17 protein-coding genes are annotated in these 18,014 nt (G+C 64.4%); 13 read left to right on the forward strand and 4 right to left on the reverse strand.

Annotation, left to right across the window (positions count from 1 at the left end; translation table 11 throughout):
• Window positions 1-199 precede the first annotated feature (199 nt).
• The 5 genes from pyrC (at window position 200) to AC56KZ_RS19215 (ending at window position 3,862) form a co-directional block, all read left to right on the forward strand.
• Entirely contained in the window at window positions 200-1,249 is a 1,050-nt protein-coding gene (gene pyrC / locus AC56KZ_RS19195) for a dihydroorotase (RefSeq protein ID WP_497163786.1), read from the forward strand.
• Window positions 1,250-2,053 carry a DUF3025 domain-containing protein gene (locus AC56KZ_RS19200; protein ID WP_497163787.1) on the forward strand — a complete coding sequence of 268 codons (804 nt, stop codon included), beginning with the start codon at window positions 1,250-1,252 and terminating at the stop codon, window positions 2,051-2,053. It abuts the gene before it with no gap.
• Between the two features lie 12 nt (window positions 2,054-2,065).
• Window positions 2,066-3,055, forward strand: a complete 990-nt coding sequence (locus AC56KZ_RS19205) for a Gfo/Idh/MocA family protein (RefSeq protein ID WP_497163788.1) — start codon at window positions 2,066-2,068, stop codon at window positions 3,053-3,055.
• A gap of 95 nt (window positions 3,056-3,150) precedes the next feature.
• Window positions 3,151-3,492 carry a hypothetical protein gene (locus AC56KZ_RS19210; protein WP_497163789.1) on the forward strand — a complete coding sequence of 114 codons (342 nt, stop codon included), beginning with the start codon at window positions 3,151-3,153 and terminating at the stop codon, window positions 3,490-3,492.
• 1 nt (window position 3,493) lies between these two features.
• Entirely contained in the window at window positions 3,494-3,862 is a 369-nt protein-coding gene (locus AC56KZ_RS19215) for a glyoxalase superfamily protein (RefSeq protein ID WP_497163790.1), read from the forward strand.
• 22 nt (window positions 3,863-3,884) lie between these two features.
• On the opposite strand, the gene recG is transcribed toward AC56KZ_RS19215, so the two are convergent.
• The gene (gene recG / locus AC56KZ_RS19220) at window positions 3,885-5,945 is read right to left on the reverse strand and encodes an ATP-dependent DNA helicase RecG (RefSeq protein ID WP_497163791.1); all 2,061 of its coding nucleotides are present in this window, start codon (window positions 5,943-5,945) and stop codon (window positions 3,885-3,887) included.
• 117 nt (window positions 5,946-6,062) lie between these two features.
• Here recG and queA point away from each other — a divergent pair, with 117 nt between their 5' ends.
• The 5 genes from queA (at window position 6,063) to secF (ending at window position 11,682) form a co-directional block, all read left to right on the forward strand.
• Window positions 6,063-7,100, forward strand: coding sequence for a tRNA preQ1(34) S-adenosylmethionine ribosyltransferase-isomerase QueA (gene queA, locus AC56KZ_RS19225; protein ID WP_497163792.1), 1,038 nt, complete (start codon window positions 6,063-6,065; stop codon window positions 7,098-7,100).
• 6 nt (window positions 7,101-7,106) lie between these two features.
• Window positions 7,107-8,246, forward strand: a complete 1,140-nt coding sequence (gene tgt, locus AC56KZ_RS19230; RefSeq protein ID WP_497163793.1) for a tRNA guanosine(34) transglycosylase Tgt — start codon at window positions 7,107-7,109, stop codon at window positions 8,244-8,246.
• Window positions 8,247-8,358: 112 nt separating this feature from the next.
• A complete protein-coding gene (gene yajC / locus AC56KZ_RS19235) occupies window positions 8,359-8,691 on the forward strand; it encodes a preprotein translocase subunit YajC (RefSeq protein WP_497163794.1) in 333 nt (110 codons plus the stop codon).
• 78 nt (window positions 8,692-8,769) lie between these two features.
• Entirely contained in the window at window positions 8,770-10,647 is a 1,878-nt protein-coding gene (gene secD, locus AC56KZ_RS19240; protein ID WP_497163795.1) for a protein translocase subunit SecD, read from the forward strand.
• Between the two features lie 15 nt (window positions 10,648-10,662).
• Complete coding sequence (secF, locus tag AC56KZ_RS19245; RefSeq protein WP_497163796.1) at window positions 10,663-11,682, forward strand: protein translocase subunit SecF; 1,020 nt, start codon at window positions 10,663-10,665, stop codon at window positions 11,680-11,682.
• 400 nt (window positions 11,683-12,082) lie between these two features.
• On the opposite strand, the gene AC56KZ_RS19250 is transcribed toward secF, so the two are convergent.
• The 3 genes from AC56KZ_RS19250 to AC56KZ_RS19260 all read right to left on the reverse strand — a co-directional run bounded on the left by AC56KZ_RS19250 (window position 12,083) and on the right by AC56KZ_RS19260 (window position 13,736).
• On the reverse strand, window positions 12,083-12,916 hold the full coding sequence (locus AC56KZ_RS19250; RefSeq protein WP_497163797.1) for an HDOD domain-containing protein: 834 nt from the start codon (window positions 12,914-12,916) through the stop codon (window positions 12,083-12,085).
• Window positions 12,917-12,987: 71 nt separating this feature from the next.
• Window positions 12,988-13,269 (reverse strand): hypothetical protein, encoded by a 282-nt coding sequence (locus AC56KZ_RS19255; RefSeq protein ID WP_497163798.1) that lies wholly within the window; start codon window positions 13,267-13,269, stop codon window positions 12,988-12,990.
• Window positions 13,266-13,736, reverse strand: coding sequence for a MarR family winged helix-turn-helix transcriptional regulator (locus tag AC56KZ_RS19260; RefSeq protein ID WP_497163799.1), 471 nt, complete (start codon window positions 13,734-13,736; stop codon window positions 13,266-13,268). The genes AC56KZ_RS19255 and AC56KZ_RS19260 overlap by 4 nt, the downstream gene beginning before the upstream one ends.
• A gap of 98 nt (window positions 13,737-13,834) precedes the next feature.
• Here AC56KZ_RS19260 and AC56KZ_RS19265 point away from each other — a divergent pair, with 98 nt between their 5' ends.
• From AC56KZ_RS19265 to katG, 3 genes are all read left to right on the forward strand, one after another.
• Window positions 13,835-14,737: a DMT family transporter gene (locus AC56KZ_RS19265; protein ID WP_497163800.1), complete on the forward strand. Its 903-nt coding sequence runs from the start codon at window positions 13,835-13,837 to the stop codon at window positions 14,735-14,737.
• Between the two features lie 21 nt (window positions 14,738-14,758).
• A complete protein-coding gene (locus tag AC56KZ_RS19270) occupies window positions 14,759-15,700 on the forward strand; it encodes a GlxA family transcriptional regulator (protein ID WP_497163801.1) in 942 nt (313 codons plus the stop codon).
• 88 nt (window positions 15,701-15,788) lie between these two features.
• Complete coding sequence (gene katG / locus AC56KZ_RS19275) at window positions 15,789-18,014, forward strand: catalase/peroxidase HPI (RefSeq protein ID WP_497163802.1); 2,226 nt, start codon at window positions 15,789-15,791, stop codon at window positions 18,012-18,014.

The following is an 18,014-nucleotide window of genomic DNA, read 5'->3' on the forward strand; positions in this document are numbered from 1 at the left end:
ACGAGGTGAAGGGCTTGATCTACATTGCAAGGTCGAGCCTTAAGGGTGGACCCAAGATGACCTTCACCTCTATTGATAGTAGCTAACCATCAATACGATCAAGATACAAGGGTGGACTCCCGAGTCCACGCCGTTGAACAAGCGCGCCCGACATCGCCCATACAGGTAAAATAACGCCGTCCCGCATTCGAGAGCCGCCATGTCCACCATCGAGATCCCGCAATCCATCACGATCACCCGTCCAGACGACTGGCACCTGCACCTGCGCGACGGCGCGGCGCTGGCCAGCGTGCTGCCGCATACGGCGCGCCAGTTCGCCCGCGCCATCGTGATGCCGAACCTGAAGCCGCCGGTCACGACCGTGGCTGCCGCTGCCGCCTACCGCGACCGCATCCTGGCCGCGCTCCCGGAAGGCATGGCGTTCGAGCCGCTGATGACGCTTTACCTGACCGACGACACCGACCCCGACGAGATCCGGCGCGCCCAGGACAGCGGCTTCATCCACGCGGTGAAACTGTACCCGGCCGGCGCGACCACCAATTCGCAGGCCGGCGTCACCGACCTCAAAAAATGCTACCGCACGCTCGAGGTGATGCAGGAAGTCGGCATGCCGCTGCTGGTGCATGGCGAAGTCACCGACAATGACATCGACCTGTTCGACCGCGAAGCCGTCTTCATCGAGCGCGTGATGCGTCCGCTGCGCCGCGACATGCCGGCGCTGGCCATCGTCTTCGAGCACATCACCACCCGCGACGCGGCCCAGTACGTGGCCGAAGCCGAAGGCCCGATCGCCGCCACCATCACCGCGCACCACCTGCTCTACAACCGCAACGAGATCTTCCGCGGCGGTATCCGTCCGCACTATTACTGCCTGCCGGTGCTGAAACGCGAAGAGCACCGCCTGGCGCTGGTCACGGCCGCCACCAGCGGCGACGAGCGCTTTTTCCTCGGCACCGATTCGGCCCCGCACGCCATCGGCGCGAAAGAGTCGAGCTGCGGCTGCGCCGGCTGCTATACGGCGCTGCACGCGATGGAGCTGTACACCGAAGCCTTTGCCCAGGCGGGCGCGCTTGACAAACTGGAAGCCTTTGCCAGCTTCAACGGTCCGGCCTTCTACAACCTGCCGCGCAACGTCGACACGATCACGCTGGTGCGCGAATCCTGGAACCTGCCGGCGACGGTACCGATGGGTGAGGACGCGCTGGTGCCGTTGAACGCCGGCGAACGCATCGACTGGAAGATGCTGTAAGTGGCGCAGGAGCTTGCGCAGATTGACTGGTCGCGGCCGTGGTACGACAGCGTGCGCCCCGCGCATGACGCCCTGCTGCTCGACGGCGAGACCTTCGCCGCTGCCTTCAACCGCAACGCGGCGCGCCTCGACCTGCGCAACCACACGGGCCTGCCGATCAGCTTCGTGCCGCAGGAAGCGCTGCCCGAGGGCAGGGCCTATGAAGAATTCATCGGCGCCACCGGCCAGGTGCCCACGCGCGACAACCTGCACGACTTTTTCAATGGCCTCGTCTGGCAGACTTTTCCACTCACCAAGCGCGAACTCAACGCCCTGCAGGCGGCGCAGATCGCGGCCCTCGGCGGCGCCGGCAAAGCGCGCGGGCCGGCACGCGACGCCGCCACCATCTTCGACGAAAACGCCGCGCTGCTGGTGGTGCGCGCGTCGAGCGAGGGGCGCGAGCTGGTGGACGAGCTGCGCGCGCACTGCTGGGAGTCGGTGTTGTTCGAAAAGCGCGCCATGTTCGGTGCCGACGCCCAGCTCTGGCTGTTCGGCCACGCCCTGATGGAAAAGCTGGTCGCCCCGCGCAAGGCGATCACCGCCCACACCCGCATCGTCTTCGCCGACGACGCCTATTTCGATCTCGATACTGGCGGCCGGCGCACCTGGCTCGACGCGACAGTCGCCGCCGCGCTGCGCAGCGACGAACTGACCACGGCCAGCTTCACGCCGCTGCCTGTGCTGGGCGTGCCGGGCTGGTGGCCGGGGCAGGACCGCGATTTCTACCGGGACGCGACGGTGTTCCGGCCGAAGCGCATCACATAAAAGGACAAGGCCATGACTGACGCGGTACGCTGGGGCATCCTCGGCACGGGCAAGATCGCACGCGCCTTTGCCGAGGCTTTACGAGACGTGCCGGATGCGGTGCTGGCCGGCGTCGCCTCGCGCAGCCAGGACAAGGCCGACGCCTTTGCCGGCGACTTTCCAGCTAGCGCGTATGGCTCTTACGAGACGTTGGTGGCAGCGCCCGACATCGACCTGGTCTACATCGCCACACCGCATCCGCAACACGCCGCCAACGCGCTGCTGGCCCTGGAGGCAGGCAAGGGCGTGCTGTGCGAAAAAGCGTTTACGGTGAACCGGCGCGAGGCCGAAGGGGTCGTGGCCAGCGCGCGTCATCAACGCCTGTTCCTGATGGAGGCGATGTGGACGCGCTTCATGCCGGCACTGGCAGAGGTCAAGCGCATCGTCGCCTCGGGCGAGATCGGCGACGTCAGCCAGGTCGTGGCCGACTTCGGCTTCACCGCCAAGGTCGATCCCGAGCACCGCGTCTTCAATCCCGAACTGGGCGGCGGCGCGCTGCTCGACCTGGGCATTTATCCGCTGTCGATTGCGGCCAGCCTGCTCGGCCCCGTGCGCTCGGTGCGCGCCCAGGCGCAGCTGGGACCAACCGGCGTCGACGTCCAGACCGGGTTCACCCTGAGTCACGAAGGCGGCGGTCTATCCGTCTGCAGCTGCTCGCTCATCGCGCGCACGCCGGGCGAACTGACGGTGTCGGGCACGCGCGGCCACGTGCGCATGAACAGCATGTTCCACCGCGCCCGCTCCCTGACGGTCACGCTGGAGGATGGCAGCACGCGCACGGTCGACACGCCATTCCTGGGCAACGGCTACGTGCACGAAGTGATCGAAGCGCAGCGCTGCTGGCGTGCGGGGCTCATCGAGAGCCCCGGCATGACGCACGACGAGACGCTGGCCTTGATGGGCGTGATGGACGAGATCCGGCGCCAGATCGGGGTGAGTTACGAGGCGGACACGGCGCTTTAAGCGACAGGCAATCTGGAGTATGCATGTTGACAATGCAAGGTGTCAGGCGAATACTCGGCAGCTTGTTGCACATCCACTGTTTGCCAAGGCCTTCCATGCATATCCTGCGCACCGCCATCCTCGCCGCTTGCTTCCTGTCTGTACCAGCTCAAGCAGCGCCGCTTCCCATCCCCGCCGACAAGATCGCCTATGTCGGCGACTGGCAAGGCAAGGACATGCGCCTGCAACTCGGCAAGGACGGCAAGGTCAAGTACAAGCGCGACCGCCCGAACAAGAAGATGGACCTGAACCTCGATTTGCAGGGCTTCGATGGCGACAATTTCGATGTCGGCGCCTTGATGGTGCGCTCTACCTTCGTCGTCAGCAAGCCGCCGCACCGCGTCGGCGACAAATGGAAAATGACGGTGGATGGGGTTGAACTGACCAGGGCGGAATAATATGCAACTCGCCCCAATCACCCCGATCCTGCGCATCTTCGACGAAACCAAGGCACGCGAGTTTTATCTTGGTTTCCTCGGCTTCCAGGTCGACTGGGAACACCGCTTCGAGCCAGACTTGCCGCTCTACCTGCAGGTATCGCGCGCCGGCTGCGTGCTGCACCTGACCGAGCACCATGGCGATTGCTGCCCGGGCTCCGCAATGCGGATCGCCTGCGATGATATCGACGCGTATCACGCCGAGCTGACGAACAAGCAGTACGGCTACTACCGGCCGTCGGTGGACGATACGCCCTGGGGTTCGCGCGACATGACGGTAAAGGATCCGTTCGGGAACCGGTTGACGTTCACGAGCGCGATCGGGACCTAGCCGGCGTCTCCGCGATGGCGGTTCACACCTTCAGAAATTCCTCGCGCCCGCCCAGCCATCGCGCCAGGTGCGCATCCACGATCGCCACGTTCTCGGCCGTTTCGCGCTCCAGCAGCGCGGCCGCGATATCGCGCGCATGTTCCACCAGCCACTGGTCGGTTTCCAGGTCGGCAAAGCGCAGCATCGCCTGCCCCGACTGGCGCGCACCCAAGAACTCGCCGGGGCCGCGAATTTCCAAATCGCGGCGGGCGATCTCGAAACCGTCGGTGGTCTCGCGCATCGTCATCAAGCGCTGCTTGGCCACCTGCCCGAGCGGGCTCTGGTACAGCAGCAGGCAGACGCTGGCGGCCGATCCGCGCCCGACGCGTCCGCGCAGCTGGTGCAGCTGCGACAAGCCGAAACGCTCGGCATGCTCGATCACCATCAGCGAGGCATTCGGCACGTCGACGCCGACCTCGATCACGGTGGTCGCCACCAGCACGTGCACCTCGGCCGCGGTAAACGCATCCATCACCGCCTGCTTCTCGGCCGGCTTCATGCGCCCGTGCACCAGCCCGACCTGCAGGTCGGGCAGCGCTTCGGCCAGGGTGTCGTAGGTTTCGGTGGCCGTTTGCAGCTGCAGCACTTCCGATTCCTCGATCAGGGGGCAGACCCAGTAGACCTGGCGCCCCTCGAGCGCGGCAGCGTGCACGCGTTCGATGACTTCCTCGCGCCGGTTCTGGTCGATCGCGCGCGTGACGATCGGGCTGCGGCCGGGCGGCAGCTCGTCGATCACCGAGACCTCCAGATCCGCGTAATAGGTCATCGCCAGGGTGCGCGGGATCGGCGTGGCCGACATCATCAATTGGTGCGGCACCAGGCCGTCGCTGCCCTTGTTGCGCAGGGTCAGGCGCTGGCCGACGCCGAAGCGGTGCTGCTCGTCGACGATCACCAGGCCCAGTTTCGCGAACTGCACCGTGTCCTGGATCAGGGCGTGGGTGCCGATCACCAGGTGCGCCTCGCCCGACTCGACCAGTTCGTTGGCCGCCGCCTTGTCCTTTTTCTTCAGGCTGCCGGTCAGCCAGGCCACTTTCACGCCGAGCGGCTCCATCCACGCGGCGATTTTCCTGAAATGCTGCTCGGCCAGGATTTCGGTGGGCGCCATCAGCGCCGCCTGGTAGCCGCTGTCGATGGCCTGGGCGGCGGCCAGCGCCGCCACCACCGTCTTGCCGCTGCCGACGTCGCCCTGCAACAGGCGCTGCATCGGGTAACCCTCGCGCAGGTCGGCGCGGATCTCTTTCACCACGCGCTGCTGGGCGCCGGTCAGCGCGAAGGGGAGCGTGGCCAGAAAACCTTCCGACAAGGCGCCGACCGTGCGCAGCGTCGGCGCACCCTTGTCGCGGCGGGCGCGCTGGGCGCGTTTCAAAGACAGCTGCTGCGCCAGCAACTCGTCGAACTTCATGCGCGTCCAGGCCGGATGCGATTTTTCCATCAGCGCGTATTCGTCGGCATCCACCGGCGGGTAGTGCAGCAGTTTCACCGCCGGCTCGAAGTCGATCAGGTCCATCTGGCGCCGGATGGCGACCGGCACGGTGTCGACCCAGCTGACGCGCCGCATCGCGTCGGCGATCGCGCGCCGCAGGATCGGCTGCGACAGGCCCTCGCCCGACGGATACACCGGCGTGAGCGAGGTCGGCAGCGGCGCGTTTTCGTTCACCACCTTGTAGATCGGGTGCACCATCTCGGCGCCGAAGAAGCCGTGCTTGATCTCGGTGCGGGCGCGCACGCGCACGCCTTCGGACAGCTGCTTGACCTGGCTGCCGTAGAAATTCATGAAGCGCAGCAGCAGCTCGCCGGACGCGTCGGCAATGGTGACGAGCAGCTGGCGCCGCGGCTTCAGGCTGATCTCGTTTTTCGTGACGACGCCCTCGACCTGCGACACATGGCCGCCGCGCAGGCAGGCCTCGCGAATGGACACGATCTTGGTCTCGTCCTCGTAGCGCATCGGCAGGTGCAGGACCAGGTCCATGTCCGTGCGCAGGCCGAGCTTGGCGAGCTTGGTTTGTGTCGTTTTAGGGGCGGCTGGGGTCTTGGGAGCGGGCATAAACACGGCAGATTGGCATGCATCAGGCTAAAATAGAGGGTTCGCCACACATGCTTGGCCCATATTGTAAGGCTGCCAGCATACATTTTCCCAGAATTGAACAGAACGCATTCGCTTATGTCCCCGCTCCCGTACTCGCTCTCCGATTTCGATTTCGAACTGCCGCCCGAGCGCATTGCGCAATTGCCCCTGGCTAGCCGCAGCGCTTCGCGCCTGCTCCAGCTCGACGGCGACCAGATCCTGGACCGCCATTTCGCCGACATCGTCGACCAGCTCCAGCCTGGCGACCTGCTCGTGATGAACGACACGCGCGTTCTGAAGGCGCGCTTTTTCGGCGTCAAGGAAACCGGCGGCCAGGTCGAGGTGCTGGTCGAGCGCGTGCTGGACGAGCGCACGGTGCTGGCGCAGGTGCGCGCTTCCAAGTCGCCAAAACCCGGCAACCGCATCCGCCTGGCCGACGCCTTCGATGTCACCACGGGCGAGCGCGCCGGCGAGTTCTTCACCCTGCACTTCGAAGGCGACGTCTTCGAGCTGATCGAGGCGCACGGCCGCCTGCCGCTGCCGCCGTATATCGAGCATGCGGCTGACGACTTCGACGAGCAGCGTTACCAGACGGTGTACTCGAAAGAGCCGGGGGCGGTGGCCGCGCCCACCGCCGGCCTGCATTTCGACCAGCCGCTGCTCGACAAGCTGAAAGCCAAGGGCGTCAACTTCGCGTATGTCACGCTGCACGTCGGCGCCGGCACCTTCCAGCCGGTGCGCGTGGAAGACCTGTCGGCGCACCAGATGCACACCGAGTGGTACACAATCGGGCAAGAGACGGTCGATGCCGTGCGCGCGGCCAAAGCCGCCGGACGCGATGTGGTCGCCGTCGGCACCACCTCCCTGCGCGCGCTCGAGTCGGCCTCGCAATCGGGCGAGCTGGTCGCCGGCAGCGCCGACACGGCCCTGTTCATCACGCCCGGCTACACATTCAAGACCGTCACGCGCCTGATCACCAATTTTCACCTGCCGAAGTCGACCCTCCTGATGCTGGTGTCGGCCTTTGCCGGTTACGCGCCGATCCGTGCGGCCTATGTCCACGCGATCGCCAACGAATACCGCTTCTTCAGCTACGGCGACGCCATGCTGCTGACAACCACTTCACGTCAATAATTACCGATGCTCGAATTTACCCTCCTTAAAAAAGACACCAGCGGCCTGTCGAACGCGCGCCGCGGCCGCCTGACTCTGAACCACGGCACGATCGAGACGCCGATCTTCATGCCGGTCGGGACCTATGGCACGGTCAAGGCGATGGACCCGGTCGAATTGAAAGAAGTCGGCTCGCAGATCATCCTCGGCAACACCTTCCACCTGTGGCTGCGCCCGGGCGTGGAAGTGTTCAACAAGTTCGGCGGCCTGCACGGCTTCATGGGCTGGGACAAGCCGATCCTCACCGACTCGGGCGGCTTCCAGGTGTTTTCGCTGGGCGCAATGCGCAAGATCACGGAAGAGGGCGTCACTTTTGCTTCGCCGATCGACGGTTCGCGCCGCTTCCTGTCGCCGGAAGTGTCGATGCAGATCCAGCGCGCGCTGAACTCGGACGTCGTGATGCAGTTCGACGAATGCACGCCCTACGAGATCGATGGCCGCGCCGCCACCGCCGAAGAAGCGGCGAAGTCGATGCGCATGTCGCTGCGCTGGGCCCAGCGCTCGATGAACGAATTTAACCGCGGTGAAAATCCGAATGCGCTGTTCGGCATCGTCCAGGGCGGCATGTACGAGCACCTGCGCGACGAATCCCTGGCCGGACTGGAAGAGATCGATTTCCCGGGCCTCGCCATCGGCGGCCTGTCGGTGGGCGAACCGAAGGAAGACATGCAGCGCATCCTGGCCCACGTCGGCCCGCGCCTGCCGGAAAACAAGCCGCATTACCTGATGGGCGTCGGCACGCCGGAAGACCTGGTCGACGGCGTGGCCAATGGCGTCGACATGTTCGATTGCGTCATGCCGACCCGAAATGCCCGCAACGGCTGGCTGTTCACGCGTTTCGGCGACGTGAAGATCAAGAACGCGCGCTACAAGGAAGACACCGCGCCGCTGGACGAGTCCTGCACCTGCTACTGCTGCAAGAATTTCTCGCGCGCCTACCTGCACCACCTGCACCGCTCGAACGAAATTTTGGGCGCGCGCCTGAACACGATCCACAACCTGCACTATTACCTGAACCTGATGCAGGAGATGCGCGATGCGATCGATGCGGACGGGTTCAACGCGTTTAGACTGCAGTTCGCGGCGGACCGCGCACGCGGGATTTAAACGATTTCCTACTTGCAATTTCCGAAAGTCCCTCCAACTACCCGAAATGGCCGCTGCCGGTTCGCCGGTGCTAGAATACAGCGCTAATTTTTATCTCATAATCGGAGTCCTTGTGTTCATTTCCAACGCGTACGCGCAAACCACCACCGCTGCCGATCCTGGCCTGATGGCCAACCTGACGACCTTCGCACCGCTGATCATCATGTTCGTGGTCATGTATTTCCTCATGATCCGTCCCCAGCAAAAGCGCCAGAAAGAAATGAAGGCGATGATGGAAGCGCTGACCAAGGGCGACGAAGTCATTACCGCCGGCGGCGTCCTGGGCCGTGTCGTGCAAGTAAAAGATGCCTATGTCACGCTGGAAGTGGCGGCCGGTACCGAGATGATTGTGCAAAAGAACGCCGTCACGACGCTGCTGCCGAAGGGCACGCTCAAGTCGCTGTAAGCACGCGCGCAGCCCCGGGCATTGCCCAGGGCTTCCCGTCCGGGCCGTACGCCGCTCAACATTGAACGCTGGAACACTATGAATCGCTATCCCGTCTGGAAATACATACTGATCGCTGTCGCGCTCCTGCTGGGTGCGCTGTACACGGCGCCCAACTACTTCGGCGAATCGCCGGCCTTGCAGGTCACGACCGGCAAAACGGCGGTCAAGATCACGAGCGACACTGCGCAGCAGGTCGGAGACGCGTTGAAACGCGAAGGTGTTCCGGCCAACCAGGTGAGCCTGGAAGGTTCGGGTAATTCCTCGGCCGTACGCGCCCGTTTCGACAATACCGACGCCCAGTTCAAGGCCAAGCTCGCGCTCGAGCGCCAGCTCAACCGCGACCAGGCCGATCCCGACTACATCGTCACCGTCAACCTGGTCAAAAATACGCCGGCCTGGATGCAGTCCCTGCGCGCGCTGCCGATGAACCTCGGCCTCGACCTGCGCGGCGGCGTCCACTTCCTGCTGCAAGTCGATTCGCGCGCCGTCCTGGAAACCAAGATGAAGGGCACGCAAGCGAGCGTGCGCAGCATCCTGCGCGACAAGAACATCCGCCACGCCGGTATCGAGCGCGTCGGCAACACCGTGGAAGTCACCTTCCGCGACGAAGCCACCCGCAGCGCGGCCCGCGCCACCCTCGGCGGCCAGTCGCAAGACCTGCTGCTGGCCGACGCCGCCGACGGCACCGACCTGAAACTCATGGTCACGCTCAAGCCGGAAGCGCTCAAGCGCACGGTGGAAGAGGGCGTCAACCAGAACATCACGACCCTGTCGAAGCGCATCAACGAACTGGGCGTGACCGAGCCGGTCATCCAGCGCCAGGGCGCCGACCGCATCGTCGTGCAATTGCCGGGCGTGCAGGACGTGGCCCGTGCGAAAGACATCATCGGCCGCACCGCGACCCTGGAAATGCGCATGGTCGATTCGACCATCACCCCGGGCACCGAACTGTCGGCGGCCATTCCGCTCAATTCGGAACTGTTCACCGAAGGCCGCGGCGCCCCGGTCGTGGTGTCGAAAGACATCATCATCACCGGCGACTACATCTCCAGCGCCGTTGCCACCTTCGACCAGAACCAGCAGCCGGCCGTCTCGCTCGACCTGAACGGCGACGGCGGGCGCAAGGTGCGCCTGGTCACCCGTGAAAACATCGGCAAGCGCATGGCGATCCTGCTCAAGGAAAAGGGCAAGTACACGGTGCCGACCGCCCCGACCATCCAGGGCGAACTCGGCTCGACCTTCCAGATCACCGGCATCGGCAGCATCGAGGACGCCAACGAACTGGCGCTGCTGCTGCGCTCGGGCGCGCTGTCGGCGCCGATGGAATTCATCGAGGAACGCGTGGTCGGCCCGCAGCTGGGCGCTGAAAACATCAGCCGCGGCCTGAACTCCACGGTCTGGGGTTTTGCCGCGATCGTGATCTTCATGATCGTCTACTACCACATGTTCGGCGTCTTCAGCGCCCTGGCGCTGGCCGCCAACGTGCTGTTCCTGCTGGCCCTGCTGTCGATGCTGCAGGCGACCTTGACCTTGCCGGGTATCGCCGCTATCGCGCTGGCCCTCGGTATGGCGATTGACGCAAACGTGCTGATCAACGAGCGCATCCGCGAGGAATTGCGCGCCGGGGCCACGCCGCAGATGGCGATCACGAACGGCTTCAGCCATGCCTGGGACACGATTTTCGACTCGAACGTCACCACCCTGATCGTCGGCCTGGCGCTGCTGATCTTCGGTTCGGGCGCCGTCCGTGGTTTTGCTGTCGTGCACACCCTGGGTATCCTGACCTCGATGTTCTCGGCAGTGTTCGTTTCGCGCGGCATCGCCAACCTGTGGTACGGCCGTCGCGGCAAGAAACTCACGAAGCTGGCGGTCGGCACAGTCTGGACGCCGGGCCTGCCAGCTGAAAAGAAATAAGACTAGGGAATCGTCATGGAATTTTTCAAAATCAAGCGGGACATCCCGTTCATGCGCCACGCGTTGATCTTCAACGTGATCTCGGCGCTGACCTTCGTCGCCGCGGTGTACTTCCTGGTGACCAAGCAACTGCACTTCTCGGTCGAGTTCACCGGCGGCACCGTGATGGAACTGCGTTACCCGCACGCGGCCGACCAGGAAAAGATCCGCGCGACCCTGCGCGGCATCGGCCATGAAGCGCCTGAAGTCAGCACCTTCGGCACCGCCCAGAACGTCATGCTGCGCCTGCCGCCGGTCAAGACCGCCGTCGGCGCCACCGTGTCGTCGGAAGCGTTCAACGCGATCTGCGCTTCGGAGGGCGGTTCGCCGAAGCAGGTGACCGTGCTCGAGAAAGGCCAGCAAGTGGCGCGCACCACCTGCGCCAACCCGGCCGGCGCCGAAATGGTGACCCTGCAGCGCGTCGACTTCGTCGGCCCGCAGGTCGGCGACGAACTGGCGACCGACGGCCTGAACGCGCTGATCATGGTGATCGTCGGCGTCGTGATCTACCTGGCCGTGCGCTTCGAGTGGAAGTTCGCCGTCGCCGCCATCCTGGCCAACCTGCACGACGTCGTCATCATTCTCGGCTTCTTCGCCTTCTTCCAGTGGGAATTCTCGCTGACGGTGTTGGCGGCGGTGCTCGCGGTGCTCGGTTACTCGGTCAACGAATCGGTCGTCATCTTCGACCGGATCCGCGAAACCTTCCGCAAGCAGCGCAAGATGAGCGTGCACGAGGTCATCGACCACGCGATCACCAGCACCATTTCGCGCACCATCATCACCCACGCCTGTACCCAGATGATGGTGCTGTCGATGCTGCTCTTCGGCGGCCCCTCGCTGCACCACTTCGCCATGGCGCTGACCATCGGCATTTGCTTCGGTATCTATTCGTCGGTGTTCGTGGCGGCTGCGATTGCGATGTGGCTGGGCGTGAAGCGCGAAGACCTGATCAAGCCGGTCAAGGAAAAGGACGAAACCGACGGCGCCGTCGTGTAATTCGCCTGGCTGCGCCTGCGGGCGCCGCAATGAAAAACCCCGCCGGGTTCACACTCGGCGGGGTTTTTCATTTCTACGACACGACTGCTGCACCGATTTGGACGAAATGTCACATAACCGGCATTTGTGTGAGATGACGCACAGAGGAGGCTGCCAGCCGAACCGTATAGTGGAACTGTCTCTTTCAGGACATCCCTAGTTTTGGACTTCACCCGCTCCACTGGAGTGGGTTTTTTTTTGCCGATTCACTTCGTCACCGAAGAAAATGAAAAATGTCACATAACTGTGAACTGGCGCACAGAGTGTGCGGGAACCGGGAACTATAGTGGAGCTGTCTCTTTCAGGACATCCCTAGTTTTGGACTTTGCCCGCTTCCCAGCGGGCATTTTTTTTGCCGGTCTCAGACCAGCGCGGCGGTCAGGCTCTGCACTTCATGCGCAGACTCTTCCATGATCCGCGCCAGTGTGCCGTCACCAACCGCGAAATCGATCGAAGATGCAGCGGCGATGGTCGTCGCCCCCGGCCGCTCGAGCAGGGGGGAGGACACCGGCGACAAATCGTTGGCCAGCAGCAGGGTATCGCCCAGGGTTTCCGGCGGCAGGGCGCGCATGCCGTTCCACATCGCCTCGATCGCGCCCATTACCGGCGCCGGCACGCCCAGGCGCAGCAGCACGCCGCGGCCGATGGCCACTTCGCCATGCTCGAGCCATTCGTCGGCGCCGCCTTCGACCAGTCCCGGAAACTCGTGCGCCCGCGACAGCAAATAAAAGCCGCCCACTTCATGCACGATGCCGGCGAACATCGCCGTTTCGGGATCGACGAACGAGACCCGGCGCGCAATCACCTGCGCCAGCGCGGCCACATGGGCCGTATGGCGCCACAGGGCATCGGCTTTCGCCCGCAAGATGGGATCGGTAATTTCGCTGCTCAGCTGGCGCACGATCACGGCCGCAGCCAGTGCGCCCAGCGTGCGGAAACCGACCCGCTGCACGGCGGCGCGCACATTCGTGACGTCGTTGCCGGAGCGGTTATAGGTAACGGAGTTGGCGATCGCGACGGTGCGCGCCGCAAGCAGCGGCTCGGCCTGCACCAGGCGCGCGGCGGCGTCGGCGTGGCATTCGGGATCGTTCAGGGCTTGTTGCAGCCTGAGCGTGGCGTCGACATTCGTCGGGAAACTGAGTTCGCCGCGGATGGCCTGGGCCGCGATACTCTTGAGGGCGTCAAGTCTGTCCATCGAAAAATTATACTTCAACGATCAGACGTGCCCCAGACAAACTTTTCTCTAGGGCACTTTTACAACGCTCGTCACTCTTCGCTGAAGATCGCGTCGCAACCGTCTTTCGGCTCTTCGGTGTCCTGCAGCTCGTCGACCAGGCCGAGGTCGATCAGCTCTTCGACGGCATTCATGAAATTGTTCACTTTCATCGCACCGATGAGGCGATAGATGTCGCCCTCTTCGTTGCGCACGCCGATCAGCATCTTTTCCTGGCGCACTTCATCTTCCGGAGCCACGTCGAGCAGAATATTGCCGATGATGTGCTTGTCGAAGTGGGCGGGCTTCATGCCCTCGAGCAGGGTAGTTTTCAAGATTCTTCCTTTTGTTGTAGTGATAAGGGGACCGGGCGCCCGGCCTGGCCTATGCGCTCGCGCAGCTTCCTGAGTACAGTTTCCAACTCGTCGAATTCGGCATCGCCAAACTCCGCGAACAGCCGCTTGCCATGCGATACCACCTTCGGGAACACGTCGCGGAAGGTAGCCTCGCCCGCATCGCTCAAGCGTACAGAAAACGACCGTTTGTCGTCGCTGCTGCGCTCGCGCAGCACCAGGCCCTTTTGTTCCAGGCGCTCGATGACGCCGGTCAGCGTGCCCTTGGTGATCAGGGTGCGCTCGCCCAGTTCCTTGTAACTCATGCCCGGCGTATTGCCGAGCGTGGCAATGATATCGAACTGCGCATGCGTCAGGCCGTACTGCCGTACCGATTCGCCCGAATACCGCTCGAAGCCTTGCAGGCACTCGGCCAGCAAGCGAACGCTCTTTAAATATCGTTCCCCCATGGCGTGGAATTATAGCCGCCAGCGGCGCTTTGGCAGCGGGTGTTCGCCCGCGGCTTCCCTTTTTACTGACGAGGCGCGTACCATACGGCTTTTTGTGTATGCATCGCCACCTCCACGGCATCCTCGCCTTGCTGCTCGTCACCCTGGTCTGGGGCACGACCTTTCCTGCCATGAAAGACCTCACCGGGCATTTCTCGGCGGTCTGGATCATCCTGGTCCGCTTCGCCCTCGGCGCACTGCTGCTGGCGCCTTTCCTGTGGCGCGCCAAACTCGACGACGTGCGATCCGGCGCCATCCTCGGCGTGCTCCTGTTCTTTTGCTTCGTGTTCCAGGTCGAGGGCCTGGCCCTGACCACCTCCAACCGCAATGCCTTCATCTGCGGCCTGAACGTATTGGTCGTGCCGCTGCTGGGCGTGCTGGGCGGACGCCTGCCGGAGCGCCGCATCGTACTGGCATTGATCATGTCGGTGCTGGGCCTGGCCGCCCTGTGCTGGGACGGCGGCGCCTGGGGCCTGGGCGACTCGCTCGCCCTGATGAGCGCGCTGTGCTTCGGCGTGTATGTCAAGCTGATGGAAGTGCGCACCCGCCGCGCCACCCGCCTGCTTACCGTCACCGCCGCCCAGATTGGCACCGTGGCGCTGTGCGCCGCGCTGTGGCTGCTGGCGCGCGAGGTGCCGGGCGATGCCGCCGTCCGCGCCGCCTGGCTGGGCGCGGTGGTCGACGCCATCGGTGAACACCGCTGGAACTTCCTCTACCTGGGCGTGGTCGCTACCGCCGCCATCATCTCGCTGCAAACCTGGGGCCAGTCGCGCACCACGGCCAACGAAGCGGCCGTGGTGTATGCCTTCGAGCCGGCCGCCGCGGCCTTTTTCGGTTTCCTGTGGCTGGGCGAAGCCATGACCGGCCGTGGCTGGCTCGGCGGCTTGCTGTTGATCTCCGGTATGATAGTCAGTCAATGGAATTCCGAGCGCCGGCCCGCCGCCGCGCTTGCCCCCGAGTGATGACGTTTCCACGCCTCTCCGATGCCGCAAGCTGAACTGTCCGTCCTGGCGCAGGAACGGCCGCTGCGCATCCTGCTCATCAACGCCGGCGAACCGGATGCCATGACCTGGTCGGGCCTGGTGCAACCGCTGCGCCAGGCCGCCAAGATCCTCGGCCCGGATCGCCTGCACGTGGACGTGCGCAGCCCCGACAAATTCACGAGCGACGCCGCGCGCCACTGGCACCTGGTGCTGCTCGCCGCCGACGAAGCGCAAGCTGGTCTGAAACCGGCGAATTTCCGCGCCCTCGTCGAACGCTGCCGCGCCGCACCCTTCTGGGGCGGCGTCGGCGCCGGCGTGCTGTGGCTGGCCGAGGCCGGCGCGCTGAATGGCGTGAAAACCGCGCTGCCCTGGTCTTTGTATGCCGACGCCGACAGCCGCGCCGACCAGGCCTCGTTCACCCCGCACCTTTACGAAATCGACGGCAACCGCCTGACCTGCTGTGGCGGCGCCGCCTCGGTCGACTTCGCCCTGACCCTGATCGACATCATTTTCGGCTCCAACGTGCAAGCGCCAGTCAAGGAGCTGCTCTGCGTCGACCGCGTGCGCGGCAGGGAAGAGCGCCAGCGCGTGGCGCTGCAGGCCCGCTTCGGCACGCTGCAGCCGAAGCTGACGGAAGCCGTGACCTTGATGGAAGCGAACATCGAAGAGCCGCTCTCGACCGACGAGATTGCGCAACTGGCGGGAGTGTCGCGGCGCCAGCTGGAGCGCTTGTTCAAGCAATACCTCGGCAGTTTGCCATCGCGCTATTACCTGGAGCTGCGCCTGAACCGGGCGCGCCAGTTGCTGCTCGATACGAACAACTCGATCGTGCAGGTGGGGCTGATGTGCGGGTTTTCGTCGGGCTCGCATTTTTCGACGGCCTTCGGGGCCTTGTTCGGGAACACGCCGCGGGAAGAGCGGCAGCGCAGGTTGGCCGAGTAAGGGCTATCTCTTCCATTAATAAAATGAATTAGGTTTTATCTATTAATTGTCATAAGCTATCGATATCACGCCAACTAAGGGGATCGAGATGAACGACAACAATATGGATGTACAAGCCGCCGAGACGGAATTGAAGTGCCCGATGGGCCACGGCGCCAAGCCCAAGCAGACGCGCACGAACGCGCATTGGTGGCCGGACCAGCTGAACCTGGGCATCCTGCACCAGCATGCAAAGCTCGGCGATCCGATGCTGGAAGATTTCAACTACGTCGCCGAATTCAAAAAGCTCGACCTCGACGCCGTCATTGCCGACCTCAACGCGCTGATGACCGATTCACAGGACTGGTGGCCGGCCGACTATGGCCACTACGGTCCCTTCTTTGTCCGCATGGCCTGGCATTCGGCCGGCACCTACCGCATCTTCGACGGCCGCGGCGGCGCCCGCTCGGGCGAGCAGCGCTTTGCACCACTGAACAGCTGGCCCGACAACGGCAACCTCGACAAGGCACGCCGGCTGCTCTGGCCGATCAAACAGAAATACGGCAAGCAGCTGTCCTGGGCCGACCTCATGATCCTGGCCGGTAACGTGGCGCTGGAATCCATGGGCTTCAAGACCTTCGGCTTCGGCGGCGGCCGCGACGACATCTGGGAGCCGCTGCCGATCGACTGGGGCCCGGAATCGACCTGGCTCGGCGACGAGCGCTACAGCGGCGAACGCGAGCTGGCCAAGCCGCTCGCCGCCGTCCAGATGGGCCTGATCTACGTGAACCCGGAAGGCCCGAACGGCAAGCCCGATCCCCTCGGCTCGGCACGCGACATCCGCGATACCTTTGCCCGCATGGCGATGGACGACGAAGAAACCGTGGCGCTGGTCGCCGGCGGCCACACCTTCGGCAAATGCCACGGCGCCGGCCCGGCGCACCACCTGACTGCCGACCCTGAAGGCGCGAATATCGAGGAACTGGGTCTGGGCTGGAAGAGCGCCTACGAAAGCGGCGTTGGCGCGCACGCCATCACCAGCGGCCTGGAAGGCGCATGGACGGCCACGCCAATTACCTGGGACATGAGCTACCTCGAGACCCTGTTCGGCTTCGAATGGGAGCTGACCACCAGCCCGGCCGGCGCGCACCAGTGGAAGCCGGTGGGCGACGCCGGTTGCAACGTGCCCGACGCGCACATCCCCGGCAAACTCCACCAGCCGATGATGACCACCGCCGACCTGGCGCTGCGCTTCGATCCGGCGTATGAAGCCATCGCGCGCCGCTTCCTGGCCAACCCTGACCAGTTCGCCGACGCTTTCGCGCGCGCCTGGTTCAAGCTGACCCACCGCGACATGGGGCCGAAGCTGCGCTACCTGGGCCCGCTGGTGCCGCAGGAAGAGCTGATCTGGCAAGATCCGATTCCGGAGGCGGACCACCCGCTGGTCGACGATGCCGACATCGCTCGGCTCAAACAGCAGCTGCTCGGCTCAGGTTTGAGCACCCAGCAACTGGTGAAAGCCGCCTGGGCCTCCGCCTCCACCTTCCGCGGCAGCGACATGCGCGGCGGCGCGAACGGCGCCCGCATCCGCCTGGCGCCGCAAAAGGATTGGGAAGCGAACGATCCGGCCGAACTGGCCGACGTGCTAGGTCGCCTGGAAGCGATCCAGGAACAGTTCAATAGCGCGGCAGGCGGCGGCAAGCGCATCTCGCTGGCCGACCTGATCGTGCTGGGCGGATCCGCCGCGGTGGAAGCCGCGGCCAGGGCGGCCGGCCACGATATCCGCGTGCCTTTCCGTCCGGGCCGCATGGACGCTTCGCTCGAGCAGACCGACGTCGAGGCCTTCGAGGTGCTTGAACCGGCCGTCGACGGCTTCCGCAACTACATCCATGCGGGGAGCGTCGGCAATGTGGCCAATGCCATGATCGACAAGGCGAATCTGCTGATGCTGACCGCGCCCGAGATGACGGCGCTGGTGGGCGGCATGCGCGCCCTGGGCGCCACCAGCGGCAACGTGCAGCACGGCGTCTTCACCACCCGCGCCGGCACGCTCACGCCTGACTTCTTCATCAACCTGCTCGATATGCGTACTGCATGGAAGCGCGTCGACGGCAGCCAGCACCTGTTCGAAGGCAGCGACCGCCAGAGCGGCGAGCGCCGCTGGACCGCCACCCTGGCCGACCTGATCTTCGGCAGCAATGCGCAACTGCGCGCGCTGTCGGAAGTCTATGCCGCGCACGATGGCGAGGTGCACTTCGTGCAGGACTTCGTGAAAGCGTGGGTCAAGGTCATGGAGCTGGACCGCTTCGACCTGAAGTACCGCAAGGAGGGCTGA

The organism is Telluria sp. LT2P34 (genome assembly GCF_059685915.1).